The following is an 18,863-nucleotide window of genomic DNA, read 5'->3' as shown; positions in this document are numbered from 1 at the left end:
ACATGGCAAAAGTGGCATTTATTGGTTTAGGTAATATGGGTGGCCCGATGGCACTCAATTTGCTGAAAGCAGGTCATCAGGTTACGGCTTTTGATTTATCAGCTGCAGCACTGGCACAAGTGCAAGCAGAAGGTGCTGCGGTTGCGGCATCGGCCGCTGAGGCGGTGTTAGGTGCAGAGTTTGTCATTTCTATGCTGCCTGCGGGTAAGCATGTTGTAGGTTTATATTTAGGCGAGCAGGGCATCGCGGGCAATATTAGTCAATCGGCTTTAGTGATTGATTGCTCGACAATTGATGCTGAAAGTGCGCGTAAAGTCGGTGCCGGGTTGGGTGAGCAAGGGATTGCCTTTATTGATGCGCCCGTATCGGGTGGCGTAGGTGGAGCTAAAGCCGGTACCTTAACCTTTATCATCGGTGGTACTGCAGCCGATTATGAGCGAGCGAAAACGGTGTTAGCGAACATGGGTAAAAACCTGTTTCATGCCGGTGATGTTGGCGCCGGACAGGTTGCGAAGATCTGTAACAATATGCTGTTAAGCATTTTGATGGCGGGTACTTCTGAAGCCTTGCAGATGGGCATTGCCAATGGTTTAGATCCCAAAGTGCTTTCTGAAATCATGCTGAAAAGTTCAGGTCGTAACTGGACGCTAGAGTTATACAATCCCTGCCCAGGTGTGATTGATACGGTTCCTTCAAGCAATCATTATCAAGGTGGCTTTATGGTCGACTTGATGGCGAAAGACTTAGGCTTGGCGATGGAAGCGGCAGAGCAAAGCGCAAGTAAAACGCCATTAGGCAGTTTGGTACGTGATTTGTATGTGAGTCATCAGCAAGCTGGTTACGGTAAATTAGATTTTTCGAGTATTTTTACGTCATTTAAAAAGTCAGATGCTAATTAGTTGATTAGTTGATTAGTTGATTAGTTGATTAGTTGATTAGTTAAATAGTTTGATTTTTTTGTTTGAGGGGGCTTGTGCGATAGCGCCAAGTACGTCCTGAACAAGTTTTAAATTTGACTAAAACTAGCGGTCGACCGTTTTATAAAGAGCAGTATTAGTTGATGCTGTTACTGCGTACGTTTTTTCTGCAACACGCCATGAACCATCCCTGGGGCTCCTTTTCGGCCATCCATGGCCTACAACGGTTGCAGAAAAAAGTACATCCGTAACGGCTGACTTGGTTTGTGTAGCGGCCTTGCTTTATCTACGGCTAAAAGAGTGAAGCTACTTTTTTAGCGGACCGTCTTTTTCATGGATGAAAAAGAGGAGTCTACAGGGAGGTATTTACGGCGTGTCCGATAAAAAAGTACGCAACGACCATCATCTTATTGAACAAAATATTACAATCAAAGGTAATAAAATGAATCTTAAAGACAAAACCATCGTGATCACGGGCGGCGCTCAAGGCCTGGGTTTAGAGATGGCGCGGATGTGTGCTAGTGAAGGCGCCAAGCTGGCGTTAATTGATATGAATACCGAGCAATTGGCTGCTGCAAAAGCCGAACTCTCGGCACAAACCACGGTGCACGTATACCAAGCTAACGTAGCCGCTGAAGACGAAGTTGAGGCGACTTTCAGCCAAATCGACAGTGATTTTAACGGTATCGATGGTTTGATTAACAACGCCGGGATACTGCGTGATGGATTGTTATTGAAATTCAAAGATGGCGAAATCACCAGCAAGATGCCGTTGGCACAATTTCAATCGGTGATTGATGTTAACCTGACAGGCGTATTTTTATGTGGCCGCGAAGCGGCAGCAGCAATGGTGAAGCGTGGCAACAAAGGCGTTATTATCAATATGTCGAGTGTCGCGCGTGGCGGTAACATGGGCCAAACCAACTATGCAGCATCTAAAGCCGGTGTTGTGGCAATGACCGTGACCTGGGCACGTGAGTTAGGGCGTTACGGTATTCGGGTTGGCGCCATTGCGCCGGGTGTTATTCGTACGGCGATGACAGATGCCATGAAGCCAGAAGCACGTGATCGTTTAGAGAAAATGAAACCGGTTGGCCGGCTAGGTGAGGCCAGTGAAGTGGCCCATACCGCTAAGTACATTTTTGAGAATGATTTTTTTACCGGTCGTGTGGTAGAAATAGATGGTGGCATCAGTATGTAAAGCGGGTTAGGCGCTTGTGCTCATGTTTGCTATTGGTGAAGCCTTGAGCTTCGCCCTAAAGGTCGTGTTGCAGGCTTTAGCGGGGCTTGCGCAAAACGCTCAAGACACTATGGCCGCTTTGGCGCCTTAACCTGTGATAACCCTTATCTTTAGAGGATCTGACCGATGAAAAGCTTATTTTTTTGTTTGTTATTAGCGCTGCCTAGCGCCGTATGGGCGGATGAACAACGCGTCCTTACGAACATGTTGGACACCTTTTTAGATGGGGCGAGCCGAAATGATCCCATGATACATAATGCCTTTTGGGCAGAAGAGCTGATTTACACCAGTTCTGCGGGTACCCGTTTTGGTAAAGCGCAGTTAATGCAAGGCGTAAATAGCCGTGGCGAGATCCCTGCTGCGGAAGTGAGCATGCGTTATGGTCGTGAAGATTTGCAAATTATGCAGTATGGCGATACTGCTGTGGTGGCTTTTGTTTTGGTAGGAAAATCAGCAACAGAAACATTGCGTTTTTTAAATAGTGGTACTTTGGTCAAGCGCAACGGACAGTGGCAAGTGGTCAACTGGCAGGCCACTAAATTGAGTGAGCCGAGCATTAATTAAGTGTTAGTAAACGCCTGCTGGACGAGGTGAAGATCCGATCTTAAGGTTAAGTCGTACATTCTTTCGACAAACTCTAGTTAGGTAATCCCCTTAACGTTCACAGCTTGGAGTTACTGCTATGCCACATCATCGCCTTACCCATTTGAACCATCAAGACGTACGCATTGATGAGTTAACCGTACACTCTTATGAAATGGGCCTTTATTTGGTTGAGGCTGACTTTGACGGCCGTAAAGGCTTCATTGTTGATGAGCAAAATCAACCACAACATTTTCATAGTGTCGAACAGGTTAAAAAGTCGCTCAGCGATTGCACGGTTAAACAGGCTTGGTTAGTTCACAAATCTGCTTATGATGAAATGTGCGGTGGCCCAGAAAAAGTAGATAACACCTTGAAGCTCGCTTTGTTCGTTTAAACGTGAGCACTGTTTTTGTGAAAACGGGCGGGTCAGTTTTCTGACCCGCCCGTTCGTTGTTAGTCTGCGTGAGCTCATTCGGCTAAACAGACACTTAGAGGCAAGCTTACCAGCCAATCGCCCGATACAAACGTTGCCACATCAGCTTGTTCTGCTGCTTTAAACTCGTGGCTTTTAAGGCCACTTCTTTGGTGAGTGCTTCTTTTTGTTCAATTAATTCGGCGACGCTGCGCAGCAGGTTGTCTTCAGTCAACTCTTCGACACAAAACTTGCCCATACCAAAATCACTCATCATGGCGTGATATTTATGGCTCCAACTGGTCGCGATACAAGGCACACCTTGGCTTAGTGCATTGACTGCGCCATGAAAGCGCGAGCTGATGGCTAACTCGGCTTTTCCGATAAAGGCTTTAACGGCAAGAGGGTCCTCAATTTGTACTAAGCCACAGGGTGATAAGGCGGCAATTTCAGCACATAACTCGGCGTCTTCTTTACCTTCGTGATTAACCAGCACGGGCTGAATGCCAAGCACCGTTAAGTAATCCGCTGCGGCAGCAAAAGCCATCACATATTGCTGGCGCATCGCTTCAGCATTGGCATGATTGTATTTTGACACGACCTTAGAGTTAGGGATCAAGGCCGCAAAAGGCATATCTAACTCAGGTAACTCTTGATTGCCGATAGGGCTTAAGCCTACGGTGAAATCAGGGGTAAGCACGACGTGCTCGGGTAACACCTCAACACAGCTTTGTAAGTGCTTTAAGGACACGGGGTCACGCACAAAAATCAGCCGGGCATGATGGATAATATCGCGCATAGCCGCTTTACTTTCTTTGGAAGTAAAGGGGCCAAAGGCTTGTGGCATAAAGATAAATGGCTTGCCTGCTTGGCCAAAGCGCACCACTTCTTTTGCGGTATTTTGTAAAAAGGTTAGCGGCCATTGATCACCATAGGCAAAGCCGCTGGCTTCTAACACCAAATCGACATCGCGCTCGGTGAGCATGCCATAGCGTTTAAATAAATTACGCAGTCCGCCAGGCAGCTTGCCAAGCAGACCAGTTAAATCAATACCTTTGCGTCGAAACGCCAATTTTTGCCAAGCACCGTGGCGTGCTCGCTCGGGGTAGGGCAAATTCGGCCCGGGTGATAACACCAATTCAAAGGCTTTGTCTTTCGCTTTTAAGCCTTGCAGGCAGGCGAGCAGCATCAAATAGGCGCCTTTGTTGCGAAATTGCACGCCTTTAATTTCGATAAAATAAGGTTTAGTCATTCATTGTTCCATTATCAGTCAAGGATGCGCGTTTTACTCGTAGCAATTGCCAGAATTGCGTGCGGGTACTTTTTGCAAAAAATAAGAAGAAAAAAGAGGCGTAAGCATAAGAAATCAAGGTAGCCCAAGCTGCACCAACGATGCCGTATTGTGGGATCCACCAAAGATTTAAGCCGACATTAATCAGCGCACCCATACCATGGCTAAACAGCGATAGCGGTTCTTGCTCGGTGATTACTAAGTGTTGGCCAATCAGGTAGCGTACGAAAATAAAACAGCCGGCCCAGATATGGATGCGTAACACAGTAACGGCATCGTTAAAGGCTTCGCCAAACAGTAATAAAATTAACCATTCGGCACAAAGCGTCATCACCAGGGCGATAGCTAAGGCTGCAGAAAAAAACATTAGCGCGAAGCGGCGCAGTTTTAATAAATAGCCGTTCCAGCCTTTTTCAAAGGCTTTTAGCATATCAGGGTAATAGCGCACCGCTAAGGTGGCAGGGAAGATATACCATAATTCAGAAAGTCGACTGGCGGCGGCATAGATACCGGCTTGCTCTGCGCCGGCGATACTGCCAAGCATCACAATATCGATTTTCAGATAAATGACCGAAACAATGCCAGATAACCATAACCAGGCGGAGCGCTTGAGCAGCACTTTGGCTTGAGCGAAGCTAAAATGGCGCGGATGGTAATGCTGCCAACGCTGGGTTTCTTCTTTAAAAGGTTGGTGTTTACGTAGATATAGCAGATATTGGGTTAAGCCGACCAATAAAAACTCGATAGCCGTCATTAACAATAAGCTGGCGATGCCAAAGCCTTGCAGTAACAACAGCAGCTTAACGGCGAAACTGAGCAGCGAGATAACCGATTTAGCATAGGCTGGACTGCGAAAGGTGCCTTGGTAATTTAGGTAAAACTCAAACAATAAAAAGCCAAAAAAGGCCTGCAGCATAAATAACAGTGGGATGGCATAGTTAAGATGACCACTAAACAGTTCTGGGTTCAGCAAATAAAACAAGCCGAGTAAAACACCACCGCCTATCAGGCCAAGTGTTAAACGAATACTCACTGCGGTATACAACATCGTCATGGCTTCTTGACCGCTTGATAGCTTGGTCATTTGCCTAACCACAAGGTTATTTAAGCCCATGCTGGTTAGGGGTACTAAAAACGCACTCCACGCCATAACGATAGAATAAATACCTAACTCGGCCGCACCGAGCATCCGTGCCACAAAGACGGTTAAGATGGCGCCAGCGGCTAATTTAACTAATTTGTCGCCGAGCATGGCGGTAGCCCGTGCCATCAATAACTTTTTAATGATCTTCATTTACGGGCTCCGGCGGCACGGCGGCGCAAGGTCGAAACAATACGCCAGACATTTTGCAGTAGCAAAATATAGCCGGCAAAGGCAGCGGCAAACAGCAGTAACATTACGGGTTCGGGCACCATCAAATACTCACCAATTACGCCAATACAAGCAAAGATACACGATAACGCGACGATTAAAGTGAGGGCTTCTCGCGAATTTAAACCTAAGCGTAATGAAATATGATGCAAATGCTCGCGATCGGCTTGAAATGGCGATTGGCCTTTGCGAATGCGTCGCAACATAATCGCCGCCATATCCATTAGCGGAATAGCAATTAGCCATAACGCGGTAACTGGGCGAAAACTGGCTGTCTCACTTTGGGTGCCAATCAGTAATAACCAAATAACAGATAAACCAATCAGCATACTGCCGGCATCACCCATAAAGATTTTTTTACCCGGAACCAATTGCAGGTTAAAGGCTAAATAGGGCAGTAGCGCACAAATTAAGGTTAACGGTAGCAAGGCATATTCTTGTTGGCCCCAGAGCAACATAAAGCCGGCAATGACCACAAAGCTAACCAAACTGAGCATACCGGCAAGGCCGTCAATACCGTCGGTCATATTAAAGGCGTTGATTGCGGCAATAACCGCTATCAAGGTGATAGGGATGCCCAGTGGGCCTAAGGTCACTTCGCCTAAGCCGAAAATATTGCCCAAGCTATTCAGGTGTAAATCAAGCGCGAACACCATGCCAAGGCCAATGGCTAATTGCACGGCAAGGCGCAGTTTGACACTGAGATCGAGGTAATCGTCAAAGGCACCCAAGATCACCAAGGCACCGGCTAATAACAAATAATAGATAGGTTCCAGTTCAGAAGGGGCGAATAAGCCCAAGGCCACGGCTAAACCACAAAACACCGATAAACCACCAATTAGCGGAACGGCACCTTGATGCTGTTTACGACCCCGAGGAATATCCACTAAGCCTACGCGTTGTGACAGCGGGTACAATAAAATAATGGCTAACAGGCAACAGCCTAAAGCTGAACTCATTAACAGTAACTGGGATTTCATAACCGACTAATTTTTCTCAATTTTGTTAAACCGCAGAATTATTCAGCCAGGCGTCAGCTGAAACTTGTTGTAATAATAATGCTTAGTGACAGAATAAACGACTGGCTTTACGTAATAGTTAAAAATTTTGTTTATTCTCGCTTGTATAACCCTGACCCCGCCCCGTTTTTTTAGCACTAAACGGTTGGCTTTAAGGAGCATTCATCGTTGTGTTAGTTGCCACTAAAAAACTGCTTGTGATCACCAATATGGGCCCGAAAGCGTCTGCGCCTTTTCAAGGCCAGTTTGTGCGAGCACAAGTAGATGAACTTGAGGCACAAGGCCATCCTTCTGCTTATCATTATATGCGCTGGCATAGTGACTCTTGGCTGAACAGGTTATTGAAATATCCGGTTTTCTTTTTGGATTTTCTGTGGCGATATATGTTGAGCCGTCAGCGTTATGACCTTATTCATGTGCACTTTTTTTATCCGACGATTTGGCTAGCATTGTTATATAGAGGCTTGCGTAATCGGCAGGTTAAGATTGTGGTGACCTGTCATGGCAGTGATATTTACCATTATCAACCGCCCGGTAAGCTTTACCGTTGGTGTGCAAAACAGGTGCAGGCTTGGATTTTTACCAGCCAAGCATTAAGTGAACAGTTTTATTTTCAAGCCAAGCCACAACGGATCTTGTCAGCGGGTATCCAGAGTCGCTATGCTGCCGCGCGTTTTCAAACGCGTACCGAAAAAGACATTGATCTGCTGTATGTCGGGGCTTTAGATCGAAATAAAGGCATGGACAGGCTATTGGCTATGTTGCCCGCGTTGAGAGAACTGCACATCGTGATTGCCGGCACCGGGCCATGGCAACGTCAGCTAGAACAGGCGGTTGCAGATTACCCCAATGTGCGTTTATTAGGTGCTCAAGATGCTGCGGCTTTAGTCAAACTTTATCAACGTGCCCGCTGTTTTATCAGCTTATCGCGTAATGAATCTTTTGGTTTAGTGATGGCAGAGGCAATGGCTTGTTATACGCCAGTGGTGGCTACCGATACGGATGGCGCTAAAGCGCAAATAACATCGGGGGTAACCGGTTATCGCGTTTCACAGCAACAAGCAGAAGCGCAACTCTGTCAGCAATTGGTTTTAGCCATAAAGGCGCTGTTAATGTTAGACGAGCCAGAATATCGTGCAATGCAGCAAGCGGGTCGCCAACAAGCAGAGCAGGTGTTGTTACCCGAAGTGATACATCAGTTAACCCAACTTTATCAGGAACTTTAGCATGAGTGGTACAGAACAGGATTTGACGGAGGCCATTGCTGAAGTCAAGGTTGGCCCGGTTAAGGTGTCAGCCTTTAAAGATATGACGCATCTGCTGCAGTTTATTTTACCTGAGCAGGGCGAGAGCTACGCCGGTTCTGCCATTGCCATTAACCCCGAAAAAGTATTAACTGCGATGGAAAATTCGGCCATTATGTCGGTTATCGAGCAAGCGGATATTCGTTATGCGGATGGTATCGGCGTGGTGAAAGTGATGCGTCGTCGGTTAGGTCGTCATGTTGAACGGATCCCTGGCTGTGAGCTTTGGCAACAACTGATGTCACGTGCGGCAAAACAACAAGTACCGGTGTTCTTAGTTGGGGCCAAGCCCGAGGTATTAACGCAAACACAAGCCAAGTTACTGGCTGAGGGTGTAAACGTGGTCGGTGCTATTGATGGCTATTTCAAAGATGAAGCCGCGCTTATCGCTGCCATTAAACACGCCGATGCGAAAATTGTCAGCGTTGCCATGGGATCGCCCAAGCAAGAGTTATTGATCCAGCGTATTCAAGCTGCCCATCCTCACTGTTTTTATATGGGAGTCGGTGGCACTTATGATGTGTATACCGGTAATGTGAAACGTGCACCGGCCTTGTGGTGTAAATTAAATTTAGAGTGGGCGTATCGGTTATTAGCGCAGCCCAGTCGCATTGGCCGTCAACTTCGTTTATTCCGATACCTTTGGTGGTATGGACTGGGTAAAATTTAAGGGAAGCACTATGTCGCAATGGCCATTAATCAGTGTATATATGCCGACTTACAATCGTGCGCAGATGGCGTGTCGCGCTATCGATTCGGTGTTAGCCCAAACGTATCCTAACATCGAGCTTATTGTGGTCGATGACGCCTCCAAAGATGACACCTTTGCGGTGTTATCCGAACGTTATGCATCCGATGTACGTGTTCGAATTTTACGGCAAACCGAGGGGCAGGGGGCTTGTGCCGCGCGCAATAGAGCCATTGAAGTGGCTAACGGTGAGTTTGTCACGGGCTTGGATGACGATGACGAGTTTTTACCACAGCGTCTAAGCCAACTTTATGCCGCTTATGATGATCGTTATAGCTGTGTGTGTTCGGCCTATTTGTGGGATTACGGTAGCTTTACTAAAACCCTATTTGCGCAAAGACAAACCGTGAATTTGTCCAATTTACTGGATTTACACACTTTATCGAACCAAGCCTTAGTTAAACGTGAACGCATGCTGCAATTAGGCGGTTTCGATGTTAGCTTGGCGGCGTTTCAAGATTACGATATGTGGGTGCGAGTGGTCGCGGCCTATGGCCCTGCACTGCGTTTGGCGGAAGCCAGTTATCGCGTGCATGTAGGGCATGAGCAAGGCCGTATTACCAATTCACCGAAACGCCTAGATGCTCATCAGCAGTTTGTAGCGAAGCATCGCTCTTTAATGAGTGAGCGTAACTTACAAAATCAGATGTTTTATCGGCTGACGATGCAGCATCATGTGCTGCGGTTCACAGAATTTTTAAGCCTGTGCCGATATGGCTTGGTTAAAGTGAAGTGGCGTTACTATTTAAAACATAAATTAGCCGGTTTAAGTCAATTGCGGATGCGATTGCTGAGCAAAGGCTTAAGTGGATTATTTAAAAAATAATGTCAAGCATCCGACATTACCTCAGTATCGCCACGCCGCTTGATAAGCTTCTGGTGTTGCTCGCCTCGTTGCTGGTATTTATCGATTGGGGTAATGGCCTGTTGTGGCATACCTTTGGGAGCAGTTTTGGTTTCTCGGCCAGTATTAAACTGCTGCTATTGTTGCTGTTAATTTACCGTGGTTGGCAGTTAAATCGCCAAGCCTTGTACTGGCCCTTGTCGTTAATGCTGCTGATGTTACCCGGGCCTTTATATGTTTTATGGCTAACAGGCCATCACTATGGCTTGGCCGATCTGCAATTAATCAGTAAATCAGCAGCGCTATTAGTGGCACTGGCTTATTTTTCTGAATTGGCTCGCCAGCAACCCCAGGCTTTTTTACGCTGGCTAGACGGTGTGTTTGCTGCCAGCTTTCTGCTGTTGTTTGTTAATAGCCTGCTGGGGTTAGCCGGGTACGGTGGCACGGCCTATCAGCCGATGGATGAAGTGGCGCAGCCATTTCTTGGCGTAAAAGGTTTCTTTATTTCAACCAATGAGTTGTCAGGTTTGTTACTGGTGCTCAGCTGTTGGTTGTTAGTTCGCAGTTGGCAAGCGCTGCGCTGGTTCTATCCCTTGCTCAGTTTAGCGGCACTGTCGATAGCCGCGTTATTGCTAACGAAAACCGGTTTGTTTGGTGTGCTGCTGTTAGTGCTACTGATCCCCATTTTATTAACGCCACGCGCTTATTTTTACGCGAAACGGCAATGGCTGTTGGGGCTAAGCGCCATCATTTTAGGTTTATTGATGCTACTGCTATGGAATTTAAGCAGTGTCCTGCAATGGGTAGGAATTTACGACAAGCTGCAATTTGCTTATCAACAGCGGGGTATTATGGGCATTATTTTGTCCTCCCGCGATTATTATTTACAGCGTAATTTCACCCTGGTCGCCGAGCGTTACCCTGAGTGGTTACAATTATTTGGTGTCGGCCAAGGTGGCTTGCGTCTGCATTTGAAAAAATACTTTATCGAATTAGATTTATTCGATCTGCTGTTGTTTTACGGTTTAGCCGGAGGCTTATTATTCGCCTTATCTTTTTGGCGCGTGTTTGGTTTAAGTGCCGGCGCCTTGAAAAAAGCTTCAGCAGCGGGGCCGGTGTTACTGTTAAATAGCCTGTTATTATTGGTCGCGTTACTCGCCGGACATGTCCTGACCTCAGGCATGTTATGGCTGCCTTGGGCGTTGATTAATGCCGCCTTACTGGCACAGCAAGCATTGCCGCGAGCCTTGGCATTAACGCTTTTACAGACCGAAACGGGAGCCGCTGATGAAAGATCTGCTTGAGCCGCTAATTTATCCGCATAATATGCTGCTATATGGGTTGTTATTCGCTTGTATCGCCTATCGAAAAAAAGGCTTGTGGTGCTTGTTGCTATTTTATTATTTAATTGGTAATACCTTTGTGGCTAATCAGGTACGGCAATGGTATCAACAGCAAGCTGTCGTTTCAGCATCCAGTGTATCAGGGCGAACGCCTGATTTATTTGTGATGTTAGGCTGTGGTGGCTCAGCCGAGCAGATACCAGCCTGTGCAGCAGCGCGTATTCAACAATTAAACAGTGAAATTGCCCTATTACCCCAAGCGGCGCCCCTGGCCGTGGTTATCACAACCCGTTATTGCGAGCCTTATTTAGCTGCGCTACAACAGACGGTAAGGCATGGCGCTATCGATTGTTTTGATGCGGGTGAAAATACTTATCAAGAGTTTCAAGCCCTTGCTAAGCGTTTAAACCCACAACACGCTATTCGCTTTATCACCAGTGATTTTCATAGCTGGCGGGTGCGACAGTTAATTAAAGAATATCAATTATCAGCCAGTGTAGGAGTGGTGCGCTCGCAAACGTTTCGCCCGGTTAATTGCAGTTTAAACTGCCTGCTGACGGTCAACTTAAGTAATTTAGATTTGTACAGTAAGCTAATGGCCGAGTTCGCCAGTTATGCAGTGTATCGCGTGGCCGGCAAAGAAGTGACTGGCGTGGTGTCTGACTAAATAACATCAGACTGAGCAGACTCTCGGCACTGGCACCACACAGGTGAGTTACTGGCGTGGTGTCCGACTCAATAACACCAGACCAAGCAGACAACCGACACTGGCACCAAACAGGTGGGCATCGATGGCAACATCAGCGTTAATTTGTGCCGCTAGGGCTAAATCAGGCGCAGAGAATTGTTCGCTCAGGATTTTTACCAGTACACCCGCCAAAATGAGATAGCCGGTACGAAAGCCTTGTTTAATATCAATGACTGCGCCATAGCATAAAATGCCATGCAAAACGCCTGATAAGCCTACGTAATACAGCATGTCGGGCGCCAGCCACCATAATCCCGCACTCGTGCCCAAGCCTAAGATCAGTAATTGCCAGCCAAAGGCTAAGCGCCCTGGTAAATGCCCATGGATCAGCATAATTAACAGCAAACCCACCATATTCATCAGCAAATGATAGGCATTACTGTGTAATAAATGGCCGGTCAGAACACGCCATACTTCACCTTGGCCAATGGCTGGTCGGCTGTATTGCAGCAGCTCATGCCATGCTAAGGGACTAAAATGTAACAAGAATATTAAAAAACCTAGCAAAAAATAGGGCGCATAAGATTTAATTGTTTGAGATAGCATAGTGCTGGTTGATCTTATTATAGGAACTGAGTAGGGTGTTTATGACTGTATTATAAGGAAAGTCTTGATAATGAAAAGCACTCTTATCCCACTCGTTTCGTTATTCCTAATAAGTTTTGCCCCCAGCTTATTAGCCCAAGCTACGCAGGAAACGCGTGAACCTGAAGCTACTACTGGTATTGTGCAACAACAACTTACCCGCTTTCCTACGGCAATGGTCTCTGCGGCGCATCCCTTAGCATCTGATGCGGGCGAGCGCGTGTTGCGGGCTGGCGGCAGTGCCATTGATGCGGCTATTGCCACACAGTTAGTGCTGGGTTTAGTTGAACCACAAAGCTCAGGGATCGGCGGCGGCGCTTTTATCTTACATTGGCAAGCGGATAACCAAGCCTTAACCACTTTTGACGGTCGTGAAACGGCACCTGCTGCGGCGGGCCCTTATTTATTTGCCGATCATGGCAAGGTGATGAGTTGGCGCGAAGCTTATGTTGGCGGTAAATCGGTGGGGGTGCCGGGTGTACTTAAAGCCTTAGCCGATGCCCATCAACGCTACGGCCAACTGCCTTGGGAATCGCTATTTACCGATGCTATTACCCTAGCCGAGCAGGGCTTTGCCGTGAGTAGCCGCACCTCGAAGCAATTAGCGATGGGCTGGAACAGTGGTTTGAAGCAGCTGTCGCCGGCTAAAGAGTTTTTTTATCCGAATGGCAGCTCATTACTTGAAGGCGCAACGCTGAAAAACCCAACGTATGCGGCGCTGTTACGTAACATTGCCAAAGACGGGGTCAGTGCTTTTTATCAAGGTGAAAATGCCGAGGCGATGGTCAAAACGGTGCAACAAGCCGCGATTAACCCAGGCAGTTTGGCGTTATCTGATTTAGCCAATTATCAAGCCATTGAACGTGATGCGCTCTGTGTGGCGTATCGGGTATATCAAGTATGTGGCATGGCCCCCCCTAGCTCTGGCGGCCTTGCGGTGTTGCAAATGCTCGGTATTTTAGAGCATTTCCCACTGGCCGAGATGCAGCCCAATAGTGCCCAAGCTGTGCATGTCATCAGCCAAGCCTCTCGCCTTGCGTTTGCTGACCGCGATCTGTATGTAACGGATCCGGCTTTTGGTCATGTGCCGCTGGCCGGTTTGCTCGAGCCGGCCTATTTAAAGCAACGCGCCGGTCTTATTAGTGCTCAAGATCAAATGGCCACAGCGGGTATCCCGCGGGGTGCTGAAGCACAAGCCACCTCAAAGGCAGTGGAGTTTCCGAATACCAGTCATTTTTCGGTAGTGGATGCAAAAGGTAATGCGGTGAGTATGACCACCAGCATCGAAAATGTGTTTGGCTCAGGTTTAATGGTTAATGGCTATTTGCTTAATAACCAGTTAACGGATTTTAGCTTAGCGCCTCGCGATGGTGAGCTATGGGTAGCCAACCGTGTTGAAGGTGGCAAAAGGCCTCGCAGCTCGATGGCACCGATGATGGTATTTGATGCCGATAATAATTTACGTTTAGTGATTGGTTCGCCCGGTGGCAGCCGTATTATCAATTATGTGGCGTTAAGTATTATCGCCATATTGGATTGGGATTTAGATGTGCAGCAAGCCATCAACTTGCCTCGTTTTACCCATCGCAATGATTATTTGGCGTTAGAGCAGGGCACGCCGTTGGCTGAGTTAAAAGAGAGCTTAACCGCAATGGGTTATGATGTGCGGATCCAAGATCTCAACAGTGGTTTACACGCCATTGAAGTACAAGCAAAACAGCTCGAAGGTGCTGCAGATCCCCGCCGCGAAGGCAAGGTCAGTGGTTTTTAAGCGTTAGGTTGGAGTAATAATGACTATCTTGATTGAGCAAGCGGCCAGCGGTGTGTTAACACTGACGATGCAGCGCCCTGAAAAAAAGAATGCGTTAAATCTGGCGATGTATCGGCAGCTTACGGCGGCATTACAACAAGCACGGCAGCAGTCACAGACTAAAGTTGTGGTAATTCAAGGGGATGCAGATTGCTTTACCAGTGGTAATGATTTGCAAGATTTTTTATCTGCGGGTGCTTTAGATATGCAGCATCCGGTGGTGCAGTTTTTATACGAAGCCGCCAGTTTTCCCAAGCCCTTGATAGCCGCTGTGGCAGGGCTTGCCATTGGCATCGGTACTACACTACTGCTGCACTGTGATCTGGTTTACGCTGCGCCAGCCAGCCGTTTGCAGATGCCGTTCACATTGCTGGGGTTATGCCCTGAAGCCGCATCCAGTTTATTATTACCGCAGATCGCCGGTTACCAGCGCGCCGCGCAATATTTGTTATTGGGGGAGGCTTTTAGCAGTGAGCAAGCCGCACAATTTGGCTTAGTAAATGACATTGTGCCGGCCGAGCAGCTATTGGCTTTTGTTGCGGCCAAAGCAGCAACGCTGGCGGCATTACCTAGCGAAGCGGTGTTACGCAGTAAGGCGCTGTTAAAGGCCCCTCAACAGGCGTTAGTGCAGCAAGTGATTGGCCAGGAGTTGCTGGATTTTCAGCAGTTATTGTCATCTGACGCTTGCCAACAACAGCTGGCTGCTTTTTTTAAACGACGCTAAGGCTAACGAAGCAATGACTTAGCCTTAAGGCCGCCATTTACTAACGAATGGCGGTACTAAACTTGTCGGCTTGTACCGTTTTGACTAGCCAGGAACCTCGGTGTCTTACCATTTCAACTGTCCGAGTGTCTTGCACGCGTTTGTTATCAAATTCGCCATCAAAAACCAGCTGAATGGTTGCATCGTTATCGTACTGCTGGCGCAAATTACGACCGCTATTGTTGACGTTAATGACTACGGTATCAAAGCTCATATTCAATAGGGTACGGCTGACTTGTTTTACCGAGCCGTAAGACTCTAAAATTTTGGCGTATTCATTGGTCGACAAGCTTTTCGCCCGATTTAAATCTTTTTCATTATAAATAGCATGAAAAAATTCACCGGCGATAAATTCAGGCGTGCCAATTTGCGCATTAACTTGCGGGTTGTCTTCAGTGCAGCTGACTAATAGCAATAGTAGCGGTAACAGTAGGAGTTTTAAATAAGCCATAACATCATATTTTCCTTAAGCGATAGCAGAATTGTGGGTGTTTTCAGGCTATCTGTAAAGAAAAAGGCGGCGAAAAGGCTATTTATCTGGCCATCCATGGCCGACAACGTGGCTTAAACACACCCGTCATGCTTTACTGACGGGCATCACAGCTAAGGCCGCATTTATCCATTAGGCTTCTAATTCTTGCTCGGTGAAAATATTGGCGAACAAGGGGCTTGATAAGTAACGCTCTGCCGCGCTGGCTAGGATCACCACGATATTTTTACCGGCAAACTCGGGTAACTCGGCTAAACGTGCTGCGGCAACTACCGCGGCACCTGATGAGATACCGGCTAAAATGCCTTCTTCTTTCATCAAGCGATGTGTCATGGCAATGGCATCATCACTGCTGACTTGCTCAACCCGATCAATTAAATCGACATCTAACACACCAGGAATAAAACCGGCACCGATACCTTGAATTTTATGTGGGCCAGGTTTGATTTCTTCACCGGCTTTAACTTGGCTAATGACCGGCGATTCCGAGGGCTCAACCGCCACGGTGACTAGCGGATGCTGCTTCTCTTGTTTTAAAAAGCGACTGACACCCGTGATAGTCCCGCCAGTACCAACACCGGCAATAAACACATCCACTGCACCGTCTAAATCATTCCAAATCTCTGGGCCGGTCGTTTCAAAGTGAATTTGTGGGTTAGCCGGGTTATCGAACTGACCCAAAATGAGGTATTTATCTGGGTTAGATGCTTGAATTTCTCTGGCTTTTTCAATTGCGCCTTTCATGCCTTTTGGCCCTTCAGTTAACACCAAGTTGGCGCCTAAGGCTTTTAACAATTTACGACGCTCTAAACTCATGGTGGCCGGCATGGTGAGGGTGAGCTTGTAACCGCGGCTCGCCGCCACAAATGCCAGGGCGATACCCGTGTTACCTGAGGTTGGCTCGACTAATTCGGTGTCTTTTGTCAGGATGCCACGTTTCTCTGCATCCCAAATTAAAGCAGCGCCCAAGCGACATTTCACACTAAAGCTTGGGTTGCGCGCTTCAATTTTGGCATAGACATTGGCGCCTTTAACGACACGGTTTAATTTGACCAAAGGGGTGCGGCCGATCGACAATGTGTTATCTGCGTATACATTAGCCATAAAAACTCCAAAAAAAGATAAGGAATAACCAGTACAATAACCCATAGCATACGCGGCCTAGCTAAAAGTTAAAGTAGCAATTTGCTATAACATATATCAGTTTTTTCACTAAGCACGGAGCCTGTATGGCCTTTCAAAGTACCGAAAACTACATCGTGTCTGCCGAGCTGGCACTGGCGGTTAATGCCGCTGTTATCCTAGAAAAACCCTTATTAATTAAAGGCGAACCGGGCACTGGTAAAACACGTCTGGCCGAAGAGCTTGCCGAGAGTTTGGGCACTGAGCTGATTCAGTGGCATATTAAGTCCACCACCAAAGCGCAACAGGGCTTATATGAATATGATGCCGTATCACGCTTGCGTGATAGCCAACTAGGCAGTGAAAAGGTGCAACATATTGCCAATTATATTAAACCGGGCAAACTGTGGCAGGCCTTTACTGCGGCAAAACGACCTGTGTTGTTGATTGATGAAATTGATAAAGCCGACATCGAGTTTCCGAATGATTTGTTGCATGAGTTGGATCGGATGGCGTTTTATGTGCATGAAACCGGTGAGCATATCAGCGCTGAGCAGCGGCCGATTGTGATTATTACCTCCAATAATGAAAAAGAGTTGCCGGATGCGTTTTTAAGGCGCTGCTTTTTTCATTACATACGCTTTCCTGATGCCGAGGTGTTACGCGAGATTGTGGCGGTGCATTTTCCGACTATTCGTCAGCAATTACTCAGTACCGCACTTGAGGTGTTCTTCGAGTTACGTGAGCTACCGGGTTTAAAGAAAAAGCCGTCTACCTCCGAGTTACTGGATTGGTTAAAACTGTTGTTAGCCGAGCAAATTCCGGCCGAGGTGTTACAACAAAAACAGCAGCAGGGCGGTTTGATGCCGATGTTTGGTGCGCTGTTGAAAAACGAGCAAGATGTGCAGTTGGTTGAAAAACTGGCGTTTATAGCGAAGCGAGGGCGTTAATATGCAGCAGATAAGGGCTTTATTGCGCGCCATCGTGAGTTGTTATGCTGATTGAGTTTTTTTTCACCTTACGCAAGTACGGCTTAAAAGTCAGTATTACTGAGTTGCTGGATTTACTCAACGCGCTACAGCAACAGGTGATCTTTGCCGATAGCGAAGCCTTTTATCAGCTAGCGCGTTTAATCATGGTAAAAGACGAGAGTCAGTATGACAAGTTTGACCGTGCCTTTGCTGAGTATTTTGAAGGGGTTGCGGCGGTCGATCTAGCCAGCAGTATTCCTGATGAATGGCTCATTCCAGATATCATTCGTCAGTTATCAGCCCAAGATAAAGCGGCGTTAAAAGGGCTGGGCAGTTTAGAGGCCTTAATGGCACAGTTGCGTGAGCGTTTGGCCGAGCAGCAAAAACGCCATGCTGGCGGCAATAAATGGATCGGCACCGGCGGTACCTCGCCGTTTGGCGCTTATGGCTTTAACCCGGAAGGCGTGCGCATTGGCCAACAAGGCAGTGGTGCGCGCCGCGCGGTAAAAGTGTGGGATAAACGCGAGTTTAAAGATTTAGACAGTCACAGCGAGCTCAACAATCGCAGTATTAAGTTGGCGCTACGTCAGTTACGGCGCTTTGCCCGCAGTGGTGCGGCGACGGAATTGGATTTAAACGGCACCATTCAAGCCACCTCAGAGCAGGGCGGTTATCTGGATCTGCGTTTTGTACCCGAGCGACATAATGCCATCAAGGTACTCATGTTTTTTGATGTGGGTGGCTCGATGGATGATCACATCACGCTTTGTCAGCAACTCTTTTCGGCCGTGAAAACCGAGTTTAAGCATCTGGAGTTTTTTTACTTTCATAACTGCGTATATGAAGGTGTCTGGCGTGATAATAGCCGACGGTTTACCGAACAAACCTCGGTGCTTGATGTGATCCACACTTACGGTAGCGATTACAAGCTGATTTTTGTTGGGGATGCCACTATGGGCCCTTATGAAATTGACTTCCCTGGCGGCAGTGTTGAACACTGGAATGCCGAGCCTGGGCGAGTGTGGTTAAACCGTTTGCTGCAACAATACCCCAAAGCGGCGTGGTTAAATCCGCAGCCGCTGGCATGGTGGGGGCATTATCATTCCATCAGTCTGGTTCAAAGCATTATGCGGCAGCGTATGTTTCCGTTAACCCTTACCGGTTTATCTGATGCCATTAAAAGCCTTAGCTAAGCGCAACGGCCATAGCGATTGGTGCCGCTTAATAGGCGTTAACGGATGAGCGCGGAACGTAGTGTTATTCTACTGACTACAGTATTGTGGTTACTGGGCTATGGTA

General features: G+C 47.4%; 19 protein-coding genes. 13 read left to right on the top strand and 6 right to left on the bottom strand.

The genetic code is table 11. The annotated features are described in order from the left end of the window. Positions 1-2 precede the first annotated feature (2 nt). From mmsB to ACUJFL_RS11995, 4 genes are all read left to right on the top strand, one after another. Positions 3-899: a 3-hydroxyisobutyrate dehydrogenase gene (gene mmsB / locus ACUJFL_RS12010; RefSeq protein ID WP_445427606.1), complete on the top strand. Its 897-nt coding sequence runs from the start codon at positions 3-5 to the stop codon at positions 897-899. 460 nt (positions 900-1,359) lie between these two features. Beyond that, entirely contained in the window at positions 1,360-2,118 is a 759-nt protein-coding gene (locus tag ACUJFL_RS12005; protein ID WP_445429085.1) for an SDR family oxidoreductase, read from the top strand. A 165-nt stretch (positions 2,119-2,283) separates the two neighbouring features. Next, on the top strand, positions 2,284-2,721 hold the full coding sequence (locus tag ACUJFL_RS12000) for a nuclear transport factor 2 family protein (protein WP_226750090.1): 438 nt from the start codon (positions 2,284-2,286) through the stop codon (positions 2,719-2,721). A 118-nt stretch (positions 2,722-2,839) separates the two neighbouring features. Then, positions 2,840-3,136, top strand: coding sequence for a DUF6482 family protein (locus ACUJFL_RS11995; RefSeq protein ID WP_226750089.1), 297 nt, complete (start codon positions 2,840-2,842; stop codon positions 3,134-3,136). Positions 3,137-3,242: 106 nt separating this feature from the next. On the opposite strand, the gene ACUJFL_RS11990 is transcribed toward ACUJFL_RS11995, so the two are convergent. From ACUJFL_RS11990 to wecA, 3 genes are read right to left on the bottom strand one after another with little or no spacing between them, the layout of a single operon-like run. After that, positions 3,243-4,406 (bottom strand): polysaccharide pyruvyl transferase family protein, encoded by a 1,164-nt coding sequence (locus ACUJFL_RS11990; protein ID WP_445427605.1) that lies wholly within the window; start codon positions 4,404-4,406, stop codon positions 3,243-3,245. Continuing rightward, positions 4,399-5,739 (bottom strand): flippase, encoded by a 1,341-nt coding sequence (locus tag ACUJFL_RS11985; protein WP_445427604.1) that lies wholly within the window; start codon positions 5,737-5,739, stop codon positions 4,399-4,401. Before ACUJFL_RS11985 ends, ACUJFL_RS11990 begins: the two co-directional genes overlap by 8 nt. Further along, positions 5,736-6,797: a UDP-N-acetylglucosamine--undecaprenyl-phosphate N-acetylglucosaminephosphotransferase gene (wecA, locus tag ACUJFL_RS11980; protein WP_226750086.1), complete on the bottom strand. Its 1,062-nt coding sequence runs from the start codon at positions 6,795-6,797 to the stop codon at positions 5,736-5,738. Before wecA ends, ACUJFL_RS11985 begins: the two co-directional genes overlap by 4 nt. Before the next feature lie 209 nt (positions 6,798-7,006). Here wecA and ACUJFL_RS11975 point away from each other — a divergent pair, with 209 nt between their 5' ends. Genes ACUJFL_RS11975 through ACUJFL_RS11955 form a run of 5 tightly spaced genes read left to right on the top strand, consistent with a single transcriptional unit; the run spans position 7,007 to position 11,742 of the window. Next, positions 7,007-8,062 carry a glycosyltransferase family 4 protein gene (locus tag ACUJFL_RS11975; protein WP_226750085.1) on the top strand — a complete coding sequence of 352 codons (1,056 nt, stop codon included), beginning with the start codon at positions 7,007-7,009 and terminating at the stop codon, positions 8,060-8,062. A gap of 1 nt (position 8,063) precedes the next feature. Further along, complete coding sequence (locus ACUJFL_RS11970) at positions 8,064-8,810, top strand: WecB/TagA/CpsF family glycosyltransferase (RefSeq protein ID WP_226750084.1); 747 nt, start codon at positions 8,064-8,066, stop codon at positions 8,808-8,810. 10 nt (positions 8,811-8,820) lie between these two features. Then, positions 8,821-9,714, top strand: a complete 894-nt coding sequence (locus tag ACUJFL_RS11965) for a glycosyltransferase (RefSeq protein ID WP_226750083.1) — start codon at positions 8,821-8,823, stop codon at positions 9,712-9,714. Continuing rightward, entirely contained in the window at positions 9,714-11,036 is a 1,323-nt protein-coding gene (locus ACUJFL_RS11960; protein ID WP_445427603.1) for an O-antigen ligase family protein, read from the top strand. The genes ACUJFL_RS11965 and ACUJFL_RS11960 overlap by 1 nt, the downstream gene beginning before the upstream one ends. Next, on the top strand, positions 11,020-11,742 hold the full coding sequence (locus ACUJFL_RS11955) for a YdcF family protein (RefSeq protein WP_445427602.1): 723 nt from the start codon (positions 11,020-11,022) through the stop codon (positions 11,740-11,742). Before ACUJFL_RS11960 ends, ACUJFL_RS11955 begins: the two co-directional genes overlap by 17 nt. A 48-nt stretch (positions 11,743-11,790) precedes the next feature. On the opposite strand, the gene rrtA is transcribed toward ACUJFL_RS11955, so the two are convergent. Beyond that, positions 11,791-12,309: a rhombosortase gene (gene rrtA / locus ACUJFL_RS11950; RefSeq protein WP_306178282.1), complete on the bottom strand. Its 519-nt coding sequence runs from the start codon at positions 12,307-12,309 to the stop codon at positions 11,791-11,793. A gap of 130 nt (positions 12,310-12,439) precedes the next feature. On the opposite strand from rrtA, the gene ggt reads away from it, so the two are divergent. Both ggt and ACUJFL_RS11940 read left to right on the top strand, forming a co-directional pair. Next, complete coding sequence (ggt, locus tag ACUJFL_RS11945; protein ID WP_445427601.1) at positions 12,440-14,179, top strand: gamma-glutamyltransferase; 1,740 nt, start codon at positions 12,440-12,442, stop codon at positions 14,177-14,179. 19 nt (positions 14,180-14,198) lie between these two features. Further along, positions 14,199-14,942, top strand: a complete 744-nt coding sequence (locus ACUJFL_RS11940; protein WP_445427600.1) for an enoyl-CoA hydratase-related protein — start codon at positions 14,199-14,201, stop codon at positions 14,940-14,942. A gap of 40 nt (positions 14,943-14,982) precedes the next feature. Here the strand turns inward: ACUJFL_RS11940 and ACUJFL_RS11935 are convergent, their stop codons facing one another. Continuing rightward, the gene (locus ACUJFL_RS11935; RefSeq protein ID WP_226750077.1) at positions 14,983-15,432 is read right to left on the bottom strand and encodes a hypothetical protein; all 450 of its coding nucleotides are present in this window, start codon (positions 15,430-15,432) and stop codon (positions 14,983-14,985) included. A gap of 171 nt (positions 15,433-15,603) precedes the next feature. Next, positions 15,604-16,575: a cysteine synthase A gene (gene cysK, locus ACUJFL_RS11930; protein WP_226750076.1), complete on the bottom strand. Its 972-nt coding sequence runs from the start codon at positions 16,573-16,575 to the stop codon at positions 15,604-15,606. Positions 16,576-16,700: 125 nt separating this feature from the next. Between cysK and ACUJFL_RS11925 the strand changes: the two genes are divergently transcribed. Together ACUJFL_RS11925 and ACUJFL_RS11920 are read left to right on the top strand one after the other, a co-directional pair. Further along, positions 16,701-17,543: an AAA family ATPase gene (locus tag ACUJFL_RS11925; protein ID WP_226750075.1), complete on the top strand. Its 843-nt coding sequence runs from the start codon at positions 16,701-16,703 to the stop codon at positions 17,541-17,543. A gap of 44 nt (positions 17,544-17,587) precedes the next feature. Continuing rightward, the gene (locus tag ACUJFL_RS11920; RefSeq protein WP_445427599.1) at positions 17,588-18,757 is read left to right on the top strand and encodes a vWA domain-containing protein; all 1,170 of its coding nucleotides are present in this window, start codon (positions 17,588-17,590) and stop codon (positions 18,755-18,757) included. The last annotated feature ends 106 nt before the right edge of the window (positions 18,758-18,863 follow it).

This window comes from Alishewanella sp. HL-SH05, assembly GCF_052655985.1.
The sequence above is the reverse complement of the archived record's forward strand: the minus strand, read 5'-3'. Positions and strand labels throughout refer to the sequence as shown.

Coding starts and splice junctions, on each gene's coding strand:
- ACUJFL_RS12005 (WP_445429085.1), top strand. CDS start 1,360: ATGAATCTTAAAGACAAAACCATCGTGATCACGGGCGGCGCTCAAGGC.
- ACUJFL_RS11935 (WP_226750077.1), bottom strand. CDS start 15,432: ATGGCTTATTTAAAACTCCTACTGTTACCGCTACTATTGCTATTAGTC.
- ACUJFL_RS11955 (WP_445427602.1), top strand. CDS start 11,020: ATGAAAGATCTGCTTGAGCCGCTAATTTATCCGCATAATATGCTGCTA.
- ACUJFL_RS11960 (WP_445427603.1), top strand. CDS start 9,714: ATGTCAAGCATCCGACATTACCTCAGTATCGCCACGCCGCTTGATAAG.
- ACUJFL_RS11995 (WP_226750089.1), top strand. CDS start 2,840: ATGCCACATCATCGCCTTACCCATTTGAACCATCAAGACGTACGCATT.
- ACUJFL_RS12000 (WP_226750090.1), top strand. CDS start 2,284: ATGAAAAGCTTATTTTTTTGTTTGTTATTAGCGCTGCCTAGCGCCGTA.
- cysK (WP_226750076.1), bottom strand. CDS start 16,575: ATGGCTAATGTATACGCAGATAACACATTGTCGATCGGCCGCACCCCT.
- ACUJFL_RS11920 (WP_445427599.1), top strand. CDS start 17,588: ATGCTGATTGAGTTTTTTTTCACCTTACGCAAGTACGGCTTAAAAGTC.
- ggt (WP_445427601.1), top strand. CDS start 12,440: ATGAAAAGCACTCTTATCCCACTCGTTTCGTTATTCCTAATAAGTTTT.
- ACUJFL_RS11970 (WP_226750084.1), top strand. CDS start 8,064: ATGAGTGGTACAGAACAGGATTTGACGGAGGCCATTGCTGAAGTCAAG.
- mmsB (WP_445427606.1), top strand. CDS start 3: ATGGCAAAAGTGGCATTTATTGGTTTAGGTAATATGGGTGGCCCGATG.
- ACUJFL_RS11965 (WP_226750083.1), top strand. CDS start 8,821: ATGTCGCAATGGCCATTAATCAGTGTATATATGCCGACTTACAATCGT.
- ACUJFL_RS11990 (WP_445427605.1), bottom strand. CDS start 4,406: ATGACTAAACCTTATTTTATCGAAATTAAAGGCGTGCAATTTCGCAAC.
- ACUJFL_RS11985 (WP_445427604.1), bottom strand. CDS start 5,739: ATGAAGATCATTAAAAAGTTATTGATGGCACGGGCTACCGCCATGCTC.
- ACUJFL_RS11925 (WP_226750075.1), top strand. CDS start 16,701: ATGGCCTTTCAAAGTACCGAAAACTACATCGTGTCTGCCGAGCTGGCA.
- wecA (WP_226750086.1), bottom strand. CDS start 6,797: ATGAAATCCCAGTTACTGTTAATGAGTTCAGCTTTAGGCTGTTGCCTG.
- ACUJFL_RS11940 (WP_445427600.1), top strand. CDS start 14,199: ATGACTATCTTGATTGAGCAAGCGGCCAGCGGTGTGTTAACACTGACG.